Below are 16,896 nucleotides of genomic sequence, written 5' to 3' on the forward strand. Positions count from 1 at the left end.
CTATCCCGGTAGGTGCCAAGAAGCGCTGGCCAGAGGCGCCGGCTCGTTCAGGCGGCTCTCGTACAGGGCCGCCAGCAAGTCCAACTGGCTGACCATGCCGGCGAAGCGGTCTTCACCGTCGATCACGGCAATATGGTGCAAGCCGGCATTGGCCATCAGCGGCACCAGCTCGACGATGGGCGTGTCCGTGCGCGCCGTCAGCGGCCTGGCCGTCATGATCTGCCCGACCACCTCCGGCTTGTCCGAATGGCTGCCATCGTAGGGCAGCAGGAAGCGCCGCAGGCGGGCGCCGAAATCGCTGTAGTGGTCGAGCTCGGCGTGGCGCAGGAAGTCGCTTTGCGCCACCACGCCGATCACCCGCCGCGCCTTGTTCAGCACCGGCAAGGCGTGCAGACGGTGCTGGCGCAGCAGTTGCCACGCTTCCAGCAGGGTGCTGCCAAATTCCACCGTGACGGCATCCTTCGACATGATGGCGCCGCAGGTGATGACGCCGAAGCGCCGTTCATAGGCCTGCATCTCGGTGGCCAGGATAATGTTTTCCAGGTCATCGCGGCTGACGTCGAGCACCTGGCCATAGCGTTGCAGCACGGCGTCGAGGTCGGCGGGCGCGAAGCCCACCCGGCTGGTGGGGACCGGGTCGCCGGTGGCGTGCGCCGGCTGCAGGCCCGACTGCTGCGAATGGGGATAACGGCGCCCCGTCAGATTGTTGTAGGCCAGCGCCGCCAGCACCATCAACGCGCTGTTGAGCGCCACCTGGACGAAGGCGAACTGGTAGCCGGCCGCATGCACGGCAGGCCCGGCCAGCACGGCCGTCAGCGCCACCGCCCCGCCCGGCGGATGCAGGCAGCGCAGCAAGAACATGCAGACGATGGCGGCGCCGGCGGCCAGCGGCGCGGCCAGCACGGGGTCGCCCACCAAGCGCGCCACCGTCACGCCCACGATGGCCGAGACGACATTGCCACCGAACACGGACCACGGCTGCGCCAGCGGGCTGGCGGGCACCCCGAACAGCAGCACGGCCGAGGCCCCCATCGGCGCGATGAGAAAGGCCATGGCGCTGCTGTCGGCCACCAGCGCGCCGACGACGAAGGGGGTCAGCAGCGCCGTCACCAACAAGCCCAGCAGCGCGCCGGCGCCGGCACGCACCTGTTCGGTGCGGCTTGCCGTGTTCGGCCGCGGCAGGAACAAGCCCAGCCAGGAGTGTCCTTTGTTGCGCACTTGCTTGCCCGCCTGCTCCGCCATCACCCATCCCCGTCCACCAAAAGTCGCTTATTACACCATATCGGGGATGGCGCTCACCAAAATAGTGCGAAAACTGTTTGCAAGACGCGCACGCGCGGGGGATCCATTGGCACGGTTCTTGATATATATTGCCTGATAACTACTGCCTGAGCGCGGCACGCACTCGGCATCCCCTACCCATCCAGGAGATCTCATGCACCTTGCACCACGTATCTTCGACGAGATGCATGCCCACGGCGACGGCCAGGGCGACCGCGCCGTGCGCGAGCACTACCGCGAGTTCGACCAGTGGCTGGCGCGCCAGACGCCCGAACAGATCGAGCGCAAGCGGGCCGAAGCCGATCTGACCTTCCGCCGGGTCGGCATCACCTTCGCCGTCTACGGCGACGATGCCGGCACCGAGCGCCTGATTCCCTTCGACACGATTCCTCGCATCATTCCCGCGCACGAATGGGCGCACCTGCAAACGGGCCTGGTGCAGCGCGTCAAGGCCCTGAACATGTTCGTCCATGATATCTATCACGGCCAGGACATCATCAAGGCGGGCCTGATTCCGGCCGCGCAGATTTACCAGAACGCCCAGTACCGCCCGGAAATGCAGGGCATCGCCGTCGCCTCCGACATTTACGCCCACATCGCCGGCGTCGACATCGTGCGCGCGGGCGAGGGCGAGTTTTATGTGCTGGAAGACAATCTGCGCGTGCCCTCGGGCGTGTCCTACATGCTGGAAGACCGCAAGATGATGATGCGGCTGTTTCCCGAACTGTTCGCCCGCAACCGCATCGCGCCGGTCGATCACTATCCGGACCTGCTGCTCGACAACCTGCGCTCGGTCGCCCCCAACGGCGGCAACGATCCCACCGTGGTGGTGCTCACGCCCGGCATCCACAATTCGGCCTATTTCGAGCACGCTTTCCTGGCCCAGCAAATGGGGGTCGAACTGGTCGAAGGCAAAGATTTGTATGTCAACGACAACGCCGTCTACATGCGCACCATCCGCGGGCCGAAACGGGTCGACGTGATCTACCGCCGCATCGACGACGATTACCTCGATCCGCTGGCGTTCCGCTCCGACTCCAGCCTGGGCGTGCCCGGCCTGCTGTCGGTGTACCGGGCCGGCCGCGTCACGCTGGCCAACGCCATCGGCACCGGGGTGGCCGACGACAAGTCGATCTACCCCTTCGTGCCGGACATGATCAAATTCTATCTGTCGGAAGAGCCGATCTTGAACAACGTCCCCACCTACCAGTGCAGGAAACCGGCCGACCTCGAATACACGCTGGCGAACCTGGACAAGCTGGTGGTCAAGGAAGTGCACGGCGCCGGCGGTTACGGCATGCTGATCGGCCCGGCCGCCTCGAGCGCCCAGATCGACGATTTCCGGCGCCGCCTCAAAGCCAAGCCGGACGGCTATATCGCCCAGCCCACGCTGGCGCTGTCGGCCTGCCCCACCTATGTCGAAAACGGCATCGCCCCGCGCCACATCGACCTGCGCCCCTTCGTCCTGTCCGGCAAAACCATTTCGATGGTGCCGGGCGGCCTGACCCGCGTCGCCCTCGAGGAAGGCTCGCTGGTGGTCAATTCTTCGCAGGGCGGCGGCACCAAGGACACCTGGATTCTGGAGCAACCATGCTAAGCCGCACCGCCGATCACCTGTACTGGATGGCGCGCTACACCGAGCGCGCCGAAAACACCGCCCGCATGCTCGACGTGGCCGTGCAAACGTCGATGCTGCCGCAGTCGCAGGAAGACAGCGAAGCGGGCTGGCGCGCCATGCTGGGCATCTCCGAACTGGAAGAAGAGTTTGCCAACCGCAAGGGCATCTGCAACCAGGCCGATGTGCTCGACTTCATGGTGCGCGACCCGTCGAACCCGTCCTCCATCGCCGCCTGCCTGAAAGGGGCGCGCGACAATGCCCGCGCGGTGCGCGGCACGCTCACCACCGAGGTGTGGGAAACCACCAACGCCACCTGGCTCGACATGCCCAAGCAACTGGCGCCGGGCGGCCTGGAGAACGATCCCAGCGCCTTTTTCGAGTGGGTCAAGTACCGCTCGCACCTCTCGCGCGGGGTCACGCTGGGCACCATGCTCAAGGACGAAGCGATGTACTTCATTCGCCTGGGCACCTTCCTGGAACGGGCCGACAACACCGCCCGCATTCTCGACGTCAAGTACCACGGCGCCGCCGATGCGTCGTCGCAGCGCGATTTTTATTACTGGGCGGCGCTGCTGCGCTCGGTGTCGGGCTTCGAGATCTACCGCAAGGTCTACCGCGACGTCATCACCCGCGAGCGGGTGGCCGAATTGCTGATGCTGCACCCGGACATGCCCCGCTCGCTGCTGTTTTCGATGGAACAGGTGCTGGAAAACCTGCGCGCCGTGCGCAACGACGTCTCGGCCGACACGGAACGGCTGGCCGGCAAGCTGCACGCGGAACTCAAATTCACCCGCATCGAGGACATCTTGCAAGCGGGCCTGCACGACAGCCTGACCACTTTCCTGGAAAACATCGATGTCCTGGGCCGGCTGGTCAGCCGCGATTTTCTCGTGCCACTGGGAAGCTGACCATGAAACTGTCGATCCGCCACGAAACCATCTACCGCTACGCCGCCAGCCAGGCTTACAGCATCCAGCAACTGCACGTCACGCCCCGCCTGGAAGCGCAGCAAAACGTGCTGACCTGGAATCTGCAGGCGCCCGGCGCCGTCAACGCCTACACGGACGCCTACGGCAACCGCTCGCACATGCTCACCCTCAACGAGCCGCACCGCCTGGTCGCCATCGTCGCCGAGGGCATCGTGCACACCACCCTGCTTGACGGTGGCCGCCTGCACAACAGCGAACCGCTCTCGCCGCTGGTGTTTACCGTGCCGACCCGCCTGACCATGCCGACCGGCCAGATCAGCGAGTATGCCAGCGCCAGCCTGGCCGAGGTGCGCGAGGGGCGCGCCAGCACGGGCGCCATGCTGGCGCTGGCCGAGCGCATCCGCGCCAGCATCGCCTACGTGACGGGCGCCACCAGCGTCGACACCACCGCCCACGACGCCCTGCTGCAAGGGGCCGGCGTGTGCCAGGACCACGCCCACCTGTTTCTGGCCTGTTGCCACGCCATGGGCGTGCCGGCGCGCTATGTGTCCGGCTATATCGATCCGGGCAGCAGCGGCCACGCCGCCAGCCATGCCTGGGTCGACGCCTGGGTGCACGATGCCGGCTTTGAAGGCTGGATCAGCATCGATGTCACCCATGCGCGCCTGATGACGGATGCCTATTGCCGCCTGGCGATCGGGCGCGACTACGTGTCGGCGGCGCCCGTGCGGGGCAGCCGGCGCGGGGCCGGCGAAGAGACCATGGCCGTCAACGTGCAGATCGTCCCCGTGTAAAATAGGCGTTTTGACGAAGAAAATGCCGCCATCATGACGTACTGTACAGGCATGCGCCTCGACGCCGGACTGGTCTTTCTGTCCGATTCCCGCACCAACGCCGGCGTGGACCAGGTCGGCACCTTCCGCAAGATGAACGTGTTTGAACATCCGGGCGAGCGGGTGATGGTCCTCATGACATCGGGCAATTTGTCGATCTCGCAGTCGGTGCGCGAGCACGTCGCCGCCTACGTGGGCGCCGATGGGGTGAGTGTGTGGAACGCCACGAGCATGCTGACGGCTGCCCGCATCGTCGGCGACGCCGTGCGCGAGATCCACAAGCGCGATGCGCAGGCGCTGGCCGAATTCGGCGTCGAATTTAACATCGGCATCATCTTCGGCGGCCAGATCAAGGGCGAGCGTTGCCGCCTGTTCCAAATCTACTCGGCCGGCAATTTCATCGAATCGCACGACCAGACCACGTATTTCCAGATCGGCGAGTCGAAGTATGGCAAGCCCATCCTCGACCGCGTCATCACCCCGCAGACGGGGCTGGACGAAGCGGCCAAGTGCGCCCTCATTTCGATGGATTCGACGCTGCGCTCGAACATCTCGGTGGGCTTGCCGCTCGACCTGCTGGTGTACGAAGCCGACAGCCTGGCCGTCACCCGCTTCACCACCATCGACGAGCGCAACCAGTATTTCCAGATGCTGCGCTCGAGCTGGGGGGCGCAGCTCAAGGCCGTATTCGAAAGCATCGACGATCCCGTCTGGGATGCCGCCCCAGGCACCACCGACAACGTCCTGTGCGCCGCCAACGGCAAGGTGCCGCCGCTGCGGGTACCCTTGCCGGCCCACCTGGACCAGGCCAGCGCCGCGGCGCCGCCCCTGCAGTCGGTGGCGCAGCAATTCGGCGGGCCGCCCGCGTAATTGGGGGGGGCACGGCAGGCTTTCCACCGTTGATGTACGATCGACCATCTTGTCTGATCGTCCATTCACCTCGAGGAAGCCCATGAAACGTCTCGCCCTGGCCAGCCTGGCCGCCGCCACCGTGCTGGCCCATGCAACATCGTTTGCCGCCGCGCCGCAGCTCAAGACCAACGCCCCCGCTTTTTACCGCATGATGCTGGGCGAGTTCGAAGTCACCGCCATCAACGACGGCAGCACCGCCCTGCCCGTCGACACCCTGCTGCAAGGGATCAGCAAAGCCGACATCGGCGCCGCGCTGAAGAAAAATTTCATCGCGTCGCCGCTGGAGACCTCGTTCAACGCCTTCCTGATCAACACGGGCAGCAAACTGGTGCTGGTCGACACGGGCGCGGCCGGCCTGTTCGGCCCCAACCTGGGCAAATTCGCCGCCAACCTGAAAGCGGCCGGCTACGCGCCCGAGCAGATCGACGAAATCTACATCACCCACATGCACCCCGACCACGTGGGCGGCTTGCTGCTCAATGGCCAGAGCGCCTTCCCCAACGCCATCGTGCGCGCACAAAAACAGGAAGCCGATTACTGGCTCAGTGCCGACAACATGGCCAAAGCGCCCGCCAAGGCCGATTATTTCAAGGGTGCGATGGCCGCCTTGAATCCCTACGTCGCCGCCGGCAAGTTCAAGCCCTTCGAGGGCAATGTCGAACTGGTGCCCGGGATCAGCACGCACGCGGGCAAGGGCCACACCCCGGGCCACGCCACCTACGTGGTCGAGAGCAAGGGACAAAAGCTGGTGCTGATTGGCGACCTGGTCCACGTGGCCGATGTGCAGATGGCGCATCCGGCAGTGACGATCGATTTTGACAGTGCGCCGAAGGAAGCGCTGGCAGAGCGCCACCAGGCATTTGACGCCGCCGCGCGCGCCGGCTACCTGATCGGTGGCGCCCACCTGGCGTTTCCCGGCCTGGGCCACCTGCGCAAAGAGGGGAAAGGCTACGCCTACGTACCGGTGAATTTTACGCAAATTCACTGAGAGTAACGACGGGGTGAGCGGCGCTGCCGGCCACCCCGCCTTGATTGCCCCGTTACTGACCGCGCGGGCCCTTGTCGGCGCCCTTGTGATCTTTCTGGCCATCCTGTATGTGCCGACCGGCCACTTCTTCAGCTTCGGCCTTCTGCTGGTTCATGGCGGCTTCCTGCTGGGCCTGCTGTGCTTCGCGCTGCATTTTTTCGCGGGCATCGGTGGTGGTTTTGCTCATGACGGTCTCCGGTCGGTTTAAAAACCCAGCCTACTCCCGCCCCGCGCGCCGCACCGTTCGCCACACCACACAAGGGCGATCAAAGCTTGATGAAGTGCTCGCGGTAGTACTTGAGTTCTTCGATCGACTCGATGATGTCGGCCAGCGCCGTGTGCTTCTGGTGCTTTTTAAAACCACTGACCAGCTCCGGCTTCCAGCGGCGGCACAGCTCTTTCAGGGTCGACACATCCAGATTGCGGTAGTGGAAGAACGACTCGAGCTTGGGCATGGTGCGCGCCATGAAACGGCGGTCCTGGCAAATGGTGTTGCCACACATGGGCGACTTGCCGTTCGGGACATACTGGCGCAGCCAGGCGATCAGTTCGGCTTCGGCCTGCGCTTCGCTGACGGTGGAAGCGCGCACCCGGTCGATCAGGCCGCTGCGGCCGTGGGTGCCCTTGTTCCAGGCGTCCATCTTGTCGAGCGTTTCGTCGGACTGGTGGATGGCGAACACGGGGCCTTCGGCGATGGTGTTCAAGTGCATGTCGGTGACGACGACCGCCACCTCGATGATGCGGTCCGTGTCCGGCTCCAGGCCCGTCATTTCCAGGTCGACCCAGATCAGGTTCATTTCATTCGGACGGGCCGGGGCGGTGGCGGTGGTTTCAGTCGCTTGTGACATAATTCTCTCTTGGCCTAATCAATCCTGCATTTTCTCACAGGCACAGAATGTATTCACTCGCGTTTTCGGTTTTGTTTATTGCTTTCTTCATCCTGACCCTGGTCCTGCGCTTCTGGCTGTCGAATCGCCACATTCGCCACGTGCTGGCGCACCGGGCCGCCGTGCCGGCCGAATTTGCCAGCCGCATCCCGCTGGCGGCGCACCAGAAGGCGGCCGACTACACGGTCGCCAAGACCCGTTTCGGCCTGTATGCGCTGTTGTTTTCCAGCGTCGTGCTGATCGGCTTTACTTTGCTGGGCGGCTTGCAATGGCTGGCCATCCAGCTCGCGCCCATCGCCGGCTTCGGCATGACGGGCCAGCTGGCCCTGCTGGTGGCGTTCGCCGTCATCTCCGGCCTGCTCGACCTGCCCTTCGATCTGTACCGCCAGTTCGTCCTCGATCAGCGCTTCGGCTTCAACAAGATGACGGCGCGGCTGTGGTTCGCCGACCTGCTCAAGGGCAGCCTGCTGGGCGCCGCCATCGGCCTGCCGCTGGCCTGGGTGGTGCTCACGCTGATGGACCAGACCGGTGATCTGTGGTGGCTGTACGCCTGGTTCGTCTGGAGCGGCTTCCAGTTGCTGATGATGGTGCTGTTCCCCACCGTGATCGCACCGCTGTTCAATAAATTCAGCCCACTGGAGGACGCCAGCCTGAAAGAACGCATCGAAGGCTTGATGACGCGCGTGGGCTTCGCCTCGAAAGGCTTGTTCGTGATGGACGGCTCCAAGCGCAGCGCCCACGGCAACGCCTATTTTTCCGGTTTCGGCGCGAATAAACGCATCGTCTTCTTCGACACCCTGCTCGAGCGCCTGGCGCCGCCGGAAATCGAAGCGGTGCTGGCGCACGAGCTGGGCCACTTCAAACTGAAACACATCGTCAAGCGCATCGCCGCCATGTTCGCCCTGTCGCTGGCCTTGCTGGCCCTGCTAGGCTACCTGAAAGACCAGGCCTGGTTCTACCAGGGCCTGGGGGTCGATCCCATCCTGTCGAGCAACGCCATGGCGCTGATCCTGTTCATGCTGGTGCTGCCCGTGTTTACGTTCGTGTTTTCGCCGCTGACCTCGATCAGCTCGCGCAAGCACGAATTCGAAGCGGACGCCTTCGCCGCCACCCATGCCAATGCGGCCGACCTGGTGTCGGCACTGGTGAAGATGTACGAAGACAATGCCTCCACGCTCACGCCCGATCCCCTGCACTCGGCGTTCTACGATTCGCACCCGCCCGCCTCGGTGCGCATTGCCCAACTGAACCTGGTGACCCCATGACGCTGGCCGAACACCACTGCCGCGACGGCGCCGCCGCCCTCGACGAGGCGACCATCGTTGCCCTGCTCGACCAGGTACCGGCCTGGACGATTGCCGACGGCATGCTGCGGCGGCGCTACCGCTTTCCCAACTGGCAGGCCAGCCTCGACTTCGTCAACGCCATCTCCGACATGGTCGAACAACAAAACCATCACCCACTGCTGACCATGACCTTTACTTCCTGCGAGCTGGGTTTTACCACCCACTCCACCGGCAACGCCCTCTCGCTCAACGACTTTATTTGCGCGGCCCGCGCCGATGCCATCTACCAGACCGGCCTGCCCGGCAACACCCCGTGAGCGCCCCCCTCAGTGGCATCATCATCGCCGCCCACGGCCGCCACTACCTGGCCGAGGTCGATGGGCGCAAGCTGCAATGCGTCACCCGCGGCAAGAAAACCAATATCGCCGTGGGCGACGTCGTCCTGCTGAAAATGACCTCCGATGACCAGGCCGTGATCGAATCGATGGTCGAGCGCAAGACGCTGCTGTACCGCTCCGACCAGTACAAATCGAAGCTGCTGGCCGCCAACCTGACGCGCCTGTTCATCGTCGTCGCCACCGAACCGGGCTTTGCCGACGACCTGATATCTCGCTCGCTGGTGGCGGCCGAAGCGGCCGGCATCGACGCCCACCTGATCCTCAACAAGACCGACGTCGTCGGCTCGCTCGACAAGGCGCGCCAGCGGCTCGAGATGTACACCTCGCTGGGTTACCCCCTGCACGAGGTGTCGGCCCGCACCCGTCCCGACGAGGCGGTGGCCACCCTGCTGCCCCTGCTGGCGGGGCAATCGTCGATTTTCATCGGCCAGTCGGGCATGGGCAAGTCCTCGCTGATCAACCTGCTGGTGCCGGACGCCGACATCGCCGTGCGGGAAATTTCCGCCGCCCTCGACACGGGCAAGCACACGACGACGTTTACCCGCCTCTACGATCTGCACATCGACGGCGCGACGGCGCCATCGACGATCATCGATTCGCCCGGCTTCCAGGAATTCGGCCTGTACCATTTAAGCGAAGGCATGCTCGAACGGGCCTTCGTCGAATTCACGCCCTACCTGGGCGGCTGCAAGTTTTACAACTGCCGCCACCTGATCGAGCCCCAGTGCGCCATCCTGGCGGCAGTGGCAGAAGGCAAAATCGCCAAATTCCGCCACCAGTTATATGGTCAACTCTTGCATGAATCGGCACAAACCCTTTATTAAATGTTAATCTTTCACCGTTCAATGAGAACGGCCGACATTTGCAGGGGATAAGCATCATGCAGTTACGAGTTGTGTTTGCCATGGGTTTACTGCTGTCCCAGGCCGTCCCCGCCCTGGCGGACGCCCCCGACCAAGCGACGGTGACGGTGCGAGAAAATGATCTCAGGCAGAATCAAATCCTGCACGCCGGGGCAAAGTTACTGCGGGAGCGGCGCCCCGCCGAGGCGATCGAACAGTTTTTTGACAAGGTCATCGCGTCGTACGAGGCAATCTATCCGGCAGGGACAAAAGCCACCTACTGCGCCCGCAGTGCACCGGAGAGCCTGCTCTACCTGATGCAGGCGGCAGCGGACAAGAAAGCGGCGGTCGTGATCGGGACGCCATGGTGTGACGCCTATTTTCTCAGGGCCTACGGCCTCATCGATCTGGGCCGCATTGCGCCGGCCCGCGCGTCGCTCGACAAAGCCATTGCCATGTCCCCCAAGAATGCCCACTACGTCGTCGAACTGGCCAGTCTGTCCCGTCGCGAAAAACAATGGAACGACGCCCTGGTCAAGTACGAAACTGCCGCGCAGATGGCGCAGGATTTCTCGCCACCGGAAAGCAAGGTCAGTGAATTGGGGGAGGCGCTGCGGGGCAAGGGCTATGTCCTCGTCGAACTTGGACGCCTGGGCGAGGCCGAGGCCGTTTACCAGCAATGCCTGGCGCTCAATGCCGCTGACAAGGCGGCACTGGCTGAACTCGGGTATGTGCAGTCACGGATCAAGCAAGCAAGCATCAAGTGAGCGAGCGCCGTGGGGCGGGGTTGTTCCCGCTCGGCGCGCTGCGCATTGGGCCGGCCAGGCGTGACCATCAGCGTCGCCTCGCGGCAGCATGCTTGAACCTGACTTCCTGCACAGACATGAAATTCTTATTCAAAATACTCAAATATTTGTTGAGCGCGGTTGCCCTGGTTTTGCTCGTCTATGTCGGCGTGAGCGCGTTTCCTGAACCGATGTTTGCCCATCATATTGTCTATAAAAACTTTGACATCTGGTCGGACAAACCGATTCCACTCCAGATCAATCAGGTACTCGACGACGTCAGCCGACGACTCGACAAATCCGATTTGCAGGACAAAAACGCCCGGTACAAAATTTTCTTCTGCAATGCCTCATGGCGGCTATGGCTGTACGGTCAGCACTTCAGCGACCAGGTAGGCGCCGATGCCGACACCCTATTGACACGCAATATTTATGTTCGCGCTTCTGACATTGGCGCGAACCGTCTCATTGCGCCGGGCGGCGGCGCCCTTGCAGACGCCGCTCGGCGGCCACTGTCTTATTTCATTGCCCACGAGGCGGCGCATATTATCGTGGCGCGCCAGTTTGGGCGACTGGTCAGTATTCGGTATCCGCTTTGGTTGATGGAAGGCTACGCCGATTATGTGGGCAAGGGGAATGACTTTGATTTCGACGACAACTATCGTCTGTTCCGAATGAAGAGCCCGACGATGGATTTCCCCCAAAGCGGTTTATATCGGGGCTTTCATCTTCGGCTCGCTGTGCTTCTCGACAAGAGCGGCATGACGGCACGGCAGATTTTCGACCATCCGCCGAGCGAAGAGACGATGAACGAACTGTTCGAAAACTACGCTGCCTCAAGAAAATAGGCGCTCGACAAGGAAGCGACGGCCTCCACCGGATGACCGATGGCGGGCCGTGCCGTCCAACTTCGCCCAGGCCGCAAGTTACACGGATGAACGCGTTCCCGACTGCGGGCGTCCACTGCATTAGCGGTGCTCTGCTGTCGGAAAATTTTACATGGGGCTCTCATGGATCATCATATTTCCATGCAGATCAATAACTTGCATTTCAGGCATGGTAATTGCTCTATGAAATCATCTGTTATTTTTTCACTTTCCCGAGATCATCATGCTAAATAAAGTCCTGGCGGCCACTGCCCTTATCTTCTCCACTACCGTGTTTGCGCCTGTGACCGCGTCGGCTGCCCTGGTCACTGTCACGCAGTCGTCGACCAATTGGGATACGACGGGTGCGAGTGCCTCGCCCCTGAAAAATCTGACGCTCAATTTCAGCGGCCTCGATGTGAACGCCGTGTCGGATCTGACCGTCACTTTCCGCCTGCGGGCCGATCTTGACCAGGCCAGCGAGTATGCGACCGTCAGCATTGACGGCTATTCCTTCGGCAACTGGCTGAACAACAACTTGACGGATGACACCATCACCGACACCAGCAATGATGTCGGCACCCAGCTGGCCGCCACCCACGTCGGCACCGCCACGATCGCCCTGGCCAGCTTCAAGAATCTGATCGTCGATGGCAAGCTGGCGGTCCTGTTCAGCTTCAGCAGCCAAGTCAATAACCTGGACACCACCGAATTCGCGGACACGACGATTTCTTACCAGTCGGGCGTGGTGCCTGAACCCGGTTCGCTGGCATTGTTGGGGCTGGGTCTGGCTGGCTGCCTGCTCGCCCGCCGCCGCGCCTGATACGCCGCGACGCGCGCGTCCAAATGAAGGGCCCGTACCGGCAGGTGCGGGCCTTTTCCTTTGTCAGGCCAGATTGCGCGTGTCAAGCGCGCCGCTGTTGGCTTTCAGCCTTTTTGGTCTAAGATTGCCTGATGGACGAGGCGCCTCGGCGCAGCACTTGTCCATACAACTGGTGGCGGAATCGAGTTTCCACAAAAACATACTATCGCCTATAATTAGCAGCTAGCCGCTCTCAAAGTTGCCCTCGTATGCCTACCGCAAAGCTCGCCACGCCCATCAAGCATTTCCTGCAATTCTCCGATTTCACCCTGGCCGAATTCGAGCACGTCATCGCGCGCGCCATCGTGATCAAGCGAAAATTCAAGAATTACGAGATTTATCATCCCCTGATCGACCGCACCCTGGTGATGGTGTTCGAGAAAAGCTCGACCCGCACCCGCCTGTCCTTCGAGGCCGGCATGCACCAGCTGGGCGGCGCCGCCATCTACCTCAACACCCGCGACAGCCAGTTGGGCCGCGGCGAGCCGGTGGAAGACGCCGGCCAGGTGATGAGCCGGATGTGCGACATCATCATGGTGCGCACCTTCGGCCAGGACATCATCGAGCGCTTTGCCGCCAATTCGCGCGTGCCGGTGATCAATGGCCTGACCAATGAACACCATCCCTGCCAGGTACTGGCCGACATTTTCACGTTTGTCGAACAGCGCGGCTCCATCGCCGGCAAGACGGTGACGTGGATCGGCGACGCCAACAACATGCTGTACTCGTGGCTGCAGGCGGCCGAAGTGTTCGGCTTTCATTTGAACGTGTCGACCCCGCCCGGCTACGACATCGACATGGCGCAGGTGTCGACGTCCCGTTTCACCCAGTTTGCCAATCCCGCCGACGCCTGCGAAGGCGCGCACCTGGTCACCACCGATGTGTGGACCAGCATGGGCTACGAAAAGGAAAACGCCGAGCGCCTCAAGGCCTTTGACGGCTTCATCGTCGACGCCGCCAAGATGGCGCGCGCCACCGCCGACGCCCTGTTCATGCACTGCCTGCCCGCCCACCGGGGCGAGGAAGTGGCCGCCGACGTCATCGACGGTCCCCAGTCGGTGGTGTGGGACGAGGCGGAAAACCGCCTGCACGTGCAAAAGGCGCTGATCGAATACCTGCTGCTGGGCAAAGTTGCCGAAGCATAGTTTTAACCGAATTTGTAATCACTGGAAATCACCATGAGCGATATCAAAAAAGTCGTCCTCGCCTACTCGGGCGGCCTCGACACCTCCGTCATTCTCAAATGGCTGCAAGACCACTACGGCTGCGAAATCGTCACCTTCACCGCCGACCTGGGCCAGGGCGAAGAGCTCGAGCCGGCGCGCGCCAAGGCGATCAAGTTCGGCATCAAGCCGGAAAACATCTATATCGACGATGTGCGCGAAGAATTCGTGCGCGATTTCGTCTTTCCCATGTTCCGCGCCAACACCGTGTACGAAGGCGAATACCTGCTGGGCACCTCGATCGCCCGCCCGCTCATCGCCAAGCGCCTCATTGAAATCGCCAACGAAACGGGCGCCGACGCCATCTCGCACGGCGCCACCGGCAAGGGCAACGACCAGGTGCGCTTCGAACTGGGCGCCTACGCCCTGAAACCGGACGTCAAGATCATCGCCCCGTGGCGCGAATGGGACCTGCTGTCGCGCGAAAAACTGCTGCAATACGCGGAAGACGCCGGCATCGCCGTCGACATGAAGCACAAGAACGGCGGCGCGCCCTACTCGATGGACGCCAACCTGCTGCATATCTCCTTTGAAGGCCGCCACCTGGAAAACCCCAGCGCGGAAGCGGAAGAGTCGATGTGGCGCTGGTCGGTCAGCCCGGAGAACGCGCCCGACGCGGCCGAATACCTGGACCTCGAATACGAGCGGGGCGACATCGTCGCCATCAATGGCGTGCGCATGACGCCGGCCGTGGTACTGACCGAACTGAACCGCCTGGGCGGCAAGCACGGCATCGGCCGCCTCGACCTGGTGGAAAACCGCTACGTCGGCATGAAGTCGCGCGGCTGCTACGAAACCCCGGGCGGCACCATCATGCTCAAGGGTCACCGCGCCATCGAATCGATCACCCTCGACCGCGAAGTGGCGCACTTGAAGGATGACCTGATGCCCCGTTACGCCTCGATGATCTACAACGGCTACTGGTGGTCGCCCGAGCGCGTCGCCATCCAGACCCTGATCGATCATACCCAGGCCACCGTCAACGGCTGGGTGCGCATGAAACTGTACAAGGGCAACGTCATCGTCGTCTCGCGCGATTCGAAAACCGATTCCCTGTTCGACATGAACATCGCCACCTTCGACGAAGACGGCGGCGCCTACAACCAGGCCGATGCGGGCGGCTTCATCAAGCTCAATGCCCTGCGCATGCGCATCGCCGCCAAGGCGCGCGCAAAACGCGGCCAGTAAGCCCCATCGCAGCTAGCAAAAGCCGCCTGCGGGCGGCTTTTTTCATGCTTGTCATGATTGCAGGATTGGTGAAATCACCCCCTCCGCATTCCACAAAATGGTACATTGACTGCGATCAACTTAGCAGCACGGAGAACCCACCCATGTTTACAGACCTCAGTATCAAAACCAGGATCACCGTGGGTCTGGGCGCCATCGCCGCCCTGTTTCTGATCCTGCTGATCCTTGCGTACAGCAACTTCTCGAAGCTGTCGGCGGCCAACACCTGGGACCGCCACACGCTGGAAGTGCTGCTGGAGACTGACCGGATCACCATCGCCGTGCTGCAGGTGCAAACGGCCACGCGTGGCTTCATGCTGACCGGCAATGAAAGCCTGGTCGAGCCAATCAGCAAGGAAGAAAGCGCGGCGCGCGCCCACCTGTCGCGCCTGCGCACGCTCACGCTGGACAACCCCGCCCAGCAGGCGCGCCTGAATCGCCTCGAACCGATGATGAACGACTGGATCGGCAAAGTGATCGAACCGCTGATCCTCAAGCGCCGCGAATTGAACAAGACGGTGGGCGTCAGTCAGCAGCCCGCCAGCGCCGCCGATGTCTTGAACGGCAGCCGCACCGTGGCCGATATCCGCGCCTTGATCGGTGAAATGGGCGACGAGGAAGCGCGCCTGCTCGAGCGCCGCAAGGGCGAATCGGCCAGCCTGCAGGAGTCGATGTTCCTGCTGCTGTCGGTGGGCGGCGCGTTTTGCCTGGCCCTGACGGCCCTGATCGGCTACCTGCTGGTCCATGCCCTGCTCAAGCCCCTCAATGCCCTGACCGACGCGGTCGGCCGCATCGCCGGCGGCGAGCAATCGGCGCGCGTGGCCGTGCTGTCGCAGGATGAACTGGGCAAGGTGGCGACGGAATTTAACCGCATGGCGCAGGCCATCCAGGACAGCCAGGCCAAGGAACTCGAGGCGACCAATGTGCTGCGCGCCAAGGTCGATGCGCTGCTCGACGTGGTGTCGAAGGCGGCTTCGGGCGACCTGACCGGCAGCGTGACGGTGGAAGGCAGCGATGCCATCGGTTTACTGGGCAATGGCTTGAAGCGCATGTTCGACAACCTGCGCGGCCTGCTCAACAATGTGCAGAAGGCGGGCATCCAGGTGACCACCTCGGCCACCGAAATCGCCGCCTCGGCCAAGCAGCAGGAAGCGACCGGCATCGAGCAGGCCCAGACCAGCGTCGAGATCCTGTCAACGACGCGGGAAATCTCCGCCAACACCACCCAGCTGCTGCGCACCATGGAAGAAGCCACCGCCGTGGCCGATTACACCACCAGCGCCACCGCCGACGCGCAGACCAACCTGCGCCGCATGGACCAGACCATGCAGCAGATGGTCGCGGCGACTGATTCGATCAACGCCAAGCTGGCGGCGCTGTCGGAAAAGGCCAGCAACATCAATGGCGTGCTCATTACCATCACCAAGGTGGCCGACCAGACCAACATCCTCTCGCTCAACGCCGCCATCGAGGCGGAAAAAGCGGGCGACGCCGGCCGCGGCTTCTCCGTCGTCGCCACCGAAATTCGCCGGCTGGCCGACCAGACCTCGGTGTCGACCTGGGACATCGACCAGATGCTCAAGGAGATGCAGTCGGCGGTGTCGGCCTCGGTGATGGGGATGGACAAATTTTCCGAAGAAATCCGCCGCAGCGTGGGCGAAGTGCGCCAGGTGGCGGAGCAGCTCTCGTCGGTGATGGACCAGGTGCAGAAGCTGGCCCCGCAATTCGACCTGGTGCTGCAGGGGATGCAGTCGCAGGCGGTGGGCGCCTCGCAAATTTCCGACACCATGCTGCAGCTGAACGACGCCACCCAGCAAACCGTCGAATCGCTCAAGGCCACCAGCGAAGCGGTGCACCAGTTGCAGTACGCCGCCGGCGACCTGCAATCGTCGGTGGCCACCTTCTCGGTCAATAGTTAAG

General features: G+C 62.8%; 17 protein-coding genes. 14 read left to right on the forward strand and 3 right to left on the reverse strand.

Annotated features, from left to right (window positions below; translation table 11 throughout):
* Positions 1–1,218 carry an HPP family protein gene (locus tag ACP7EY_RS11320; RefSeq protein WP_426193509.1) on the reverse strand — a complete coding sequence of 406 codons (1,218 nt, stop codon included), beginning with the start codon at positions 1,216–1,218 and terminating at the stop codon, positions 1–3.
* Positions 1,219–1,465: 247 nt separating this feature from the next.
* Here ACP7EY_RS11320 and ACP7EY_RS11325 point away from each other — a divergent pair, with 247 nt between their 5' ends.
* The 5 genes from ACP7EY_RS11325 (at position 1,466) to ACP7EY_RS11345 (ending at position 6,561) form a co-directional block, all read left to right on the forward strand.
* Complete coding sequence (locus ACP7EY_RS11325) at positions 1,466–2,878, forward strand: circularly permuted type 2 ATP-grasp protein (protein WP_426193818.1); 1,413 nt, start codon at positions 1,466–1,468, stop codon at positions 2,876–2,878.
* Entirely contained in the window at positions 2,872–3,807 is a 936-nt protein-coding gene (locus ACP7EY_RS11330; RefSeq protein WP_426193511.1) for an alpha-E domain-containing protein, read from the forward strand. Before ACP7EY_RS11325 ends, ACP7EY_RS11330 begins: the two co-directional genes overlap by 7 nt.
* Positions 3,808–3,809: 2 nt before the next feature.
* A complete protein-coding gene (locus ACP7EY_RS11335; RefSeq protein ID WP_426193513.1) occupies positions 3,810–4,622 on the forward strand; it encodes a transglutaminase family protein in 813 nt (270 codons plus the stop codon).
* 33 nt (positions 4,623–4,655) lie between these two features.
* Positions 4,656–5,531 carry a peptidase gene (locus ACP7EY_RS11340; protein WP_426193514.1) on the forward strand — a complete coding sequence of 292 codons (876 nt, stop codon included), beginning with the start codon at positions 4,656–4,658 and terminating at the stop codon, positions 5,529–5,531.
* A gap of 82 nt (positions 5,532–5,613) precedes the next feature.
* Complete coding sequence (locus ACP7EY_RS11345) at positions 5,614–6,561, forward strand: MBL fold metallo-hydrolase (RefSeq protein ID WP_426193516.1); 948 nt, start codon at positions 5,614–5,616, stop codon at positions 6,559–6,561.
* A 52-nt stretch (positions 6,562–6,613) separates the two neighbouring features.
* Here ACP7EY_RS11345 and ACP7EY_RS11350 read toward each other — a convergent pair whose 3' ends face one another.
* Positions 6,614–6,787, reverse strand: a complete 174-nt coding sequence (locus ACP7EY_RS11350; protein ID WP_426193518.1) for a hypothetical protein — start codon at positions 6,785–6,787, stop codon at positions 6,614–6,616.
* Positions 6,788–6,866: 79 nt separating this feature from the next.
* On the reverse strand, positions 6,867–7,448 hold the full coding sequence (gene orn / locus ACP7EY_RS11355; RefSeq protein WP_426193520.1) for an oligoribonuclease: 582 nt from the start codon (positions 7,446–7,448) through the stop codon (positions 6,867–6,869).
* A 47-nt stretch (positions 7,449–7,495) separates the two neighbouring features.
* Between orn and ACP7EY_RS11360 the strand changes: the two genes are divergently transcribed.
* The 9 genes from ACP7EY_RS11360 to ACP7EY_RS11400 all read left to right on the forward strand — a co-directional run bounded on the left by ACP7EY_RS11360 (position 7,496) and on the right by ACP7EY_RS11400 (position 16,895).
* The gene (locus ACP7EY_RS11360) at positions 7,496–8,752 is read left to right on the forward strand and encodes a M48 family metallopeptidase (RefSeq protein ID WP_426193522.1); all 1,257 of its coding nucleotides are present in this window, start codon (positions 7,496–7,498) and stop codon (positions 8,750–8,752) included.
* On the forward strand, positions 8,749–9,090 hold the full coding sequence (locus tag ACP7EY_RS11365) for a 4a-hydroxytetrahydrobiopterin dehydratase (protein WP_426193524.1): 342 nt from the start codon (positions 8,749–8,751) through the stop codon (positions 9,088–9,090). Before ACP7EY_RS11360 ends, ACP7EY_RS11365 begins: the two co-directional genes overlap by 4 nt.
* Positions 9,087–9,995, forward strand: a complete 909-nt coding sequence (gene rsgA, locus ACP7EY_RS11370) for a ribosome small subunit-dependent GTPase A (RefSeq protein WP_426193526.1) — start codon at positions 9,087–9,089, stop codon at positions 9,993–9,995. Before ACP7EY_RS11365 ends, rsgA begins: the two co-directional genes overlap by 4 nt.
* Positions 9,996–10,075: 80 nt before the next feature.
* On the forward strand, positions 10,076–10,780 hold the full coding sequence (locus ACP7EY_RS11375; RefSeq protein ID WP_426193528.1) for a tetratricopeptide repeat protein: 705 nt from the start codon (positions 10,076–10,078) through the stop codon (positions 10,778–10,780).
* Positions 10,777–11,646 carry a hypothetical protein gene (locus tag ACP7EY_RS11380; protein WP_426193530.1) on the forward strand — a complete coding sequence of 290 codons (870 nt, stop codon included), beginning with the start codon at positions 10,777–10,779 and terminating at the stop codon, positions 11,644–11,646. Before ACP7EY_RS11375 ends, ACP7EY_RS11380 begins: the two co-directional genes overlap by 4 nt.
* Positions 11,647–11,908: 262 nt before the next feature.
* Entirely contained in the window at positions 11,909–12,487 is a 579-nt protein-coding gene (locus ACP7EY_RS11385) for a PEP-CTERM sorting domain-containing protein (RefSeq protein WP_426193532.1), read from the forward strand.
* Positions 12,488–12,735: 248 nt separating this feature from the next.
* A complete protein-coding gene (argF, locus tag ACP7EY_RS11390) occupies positions 12,736–13,671 on the forward strand; it encodes an ornithine carbamoyltransferase (protein WP_426193534.1) in 936 nt (311 codons plus the stop codon).
* A 33-nt stretch (positions 13,672–13,704) separates the two neighbouring features.
* A complete protein-coding gene (locus tag ACP7EY_RS11395; RefSeq protein ID WP_426193536.1) occupies positions 13,705–14,937 on the forward strand; it encodes an argininosuccinate synthase in 1,233 nt (410 codons plus the stop codon).
* 143 nt (positions 14,938–15,080) lie between these two features.
* Positions 15,081–16,895, forward strand: a complete 1,815-nt coding sequence (locus tag ACP7EY_RS11400; protein WP_426193538.1) for a methyl-accepting chemotaxis protein — start codon at positions 15,081–15,083, stop codon at positions 16,893–16,895.
* Position 16,896 lies beyond the last annotated feature (1 nt).

Source organism: Massilia sp. DWR3-1-1 (genome assembly GCF_049898325.1).
In the GTDB taxonomy this organism is placed as follows: domain Bacteria; phylum Pseudomonadota; class Gammaproteobacteria; order Burkholderiales; family Burkholderiaceae_D; genus JAFCUW01.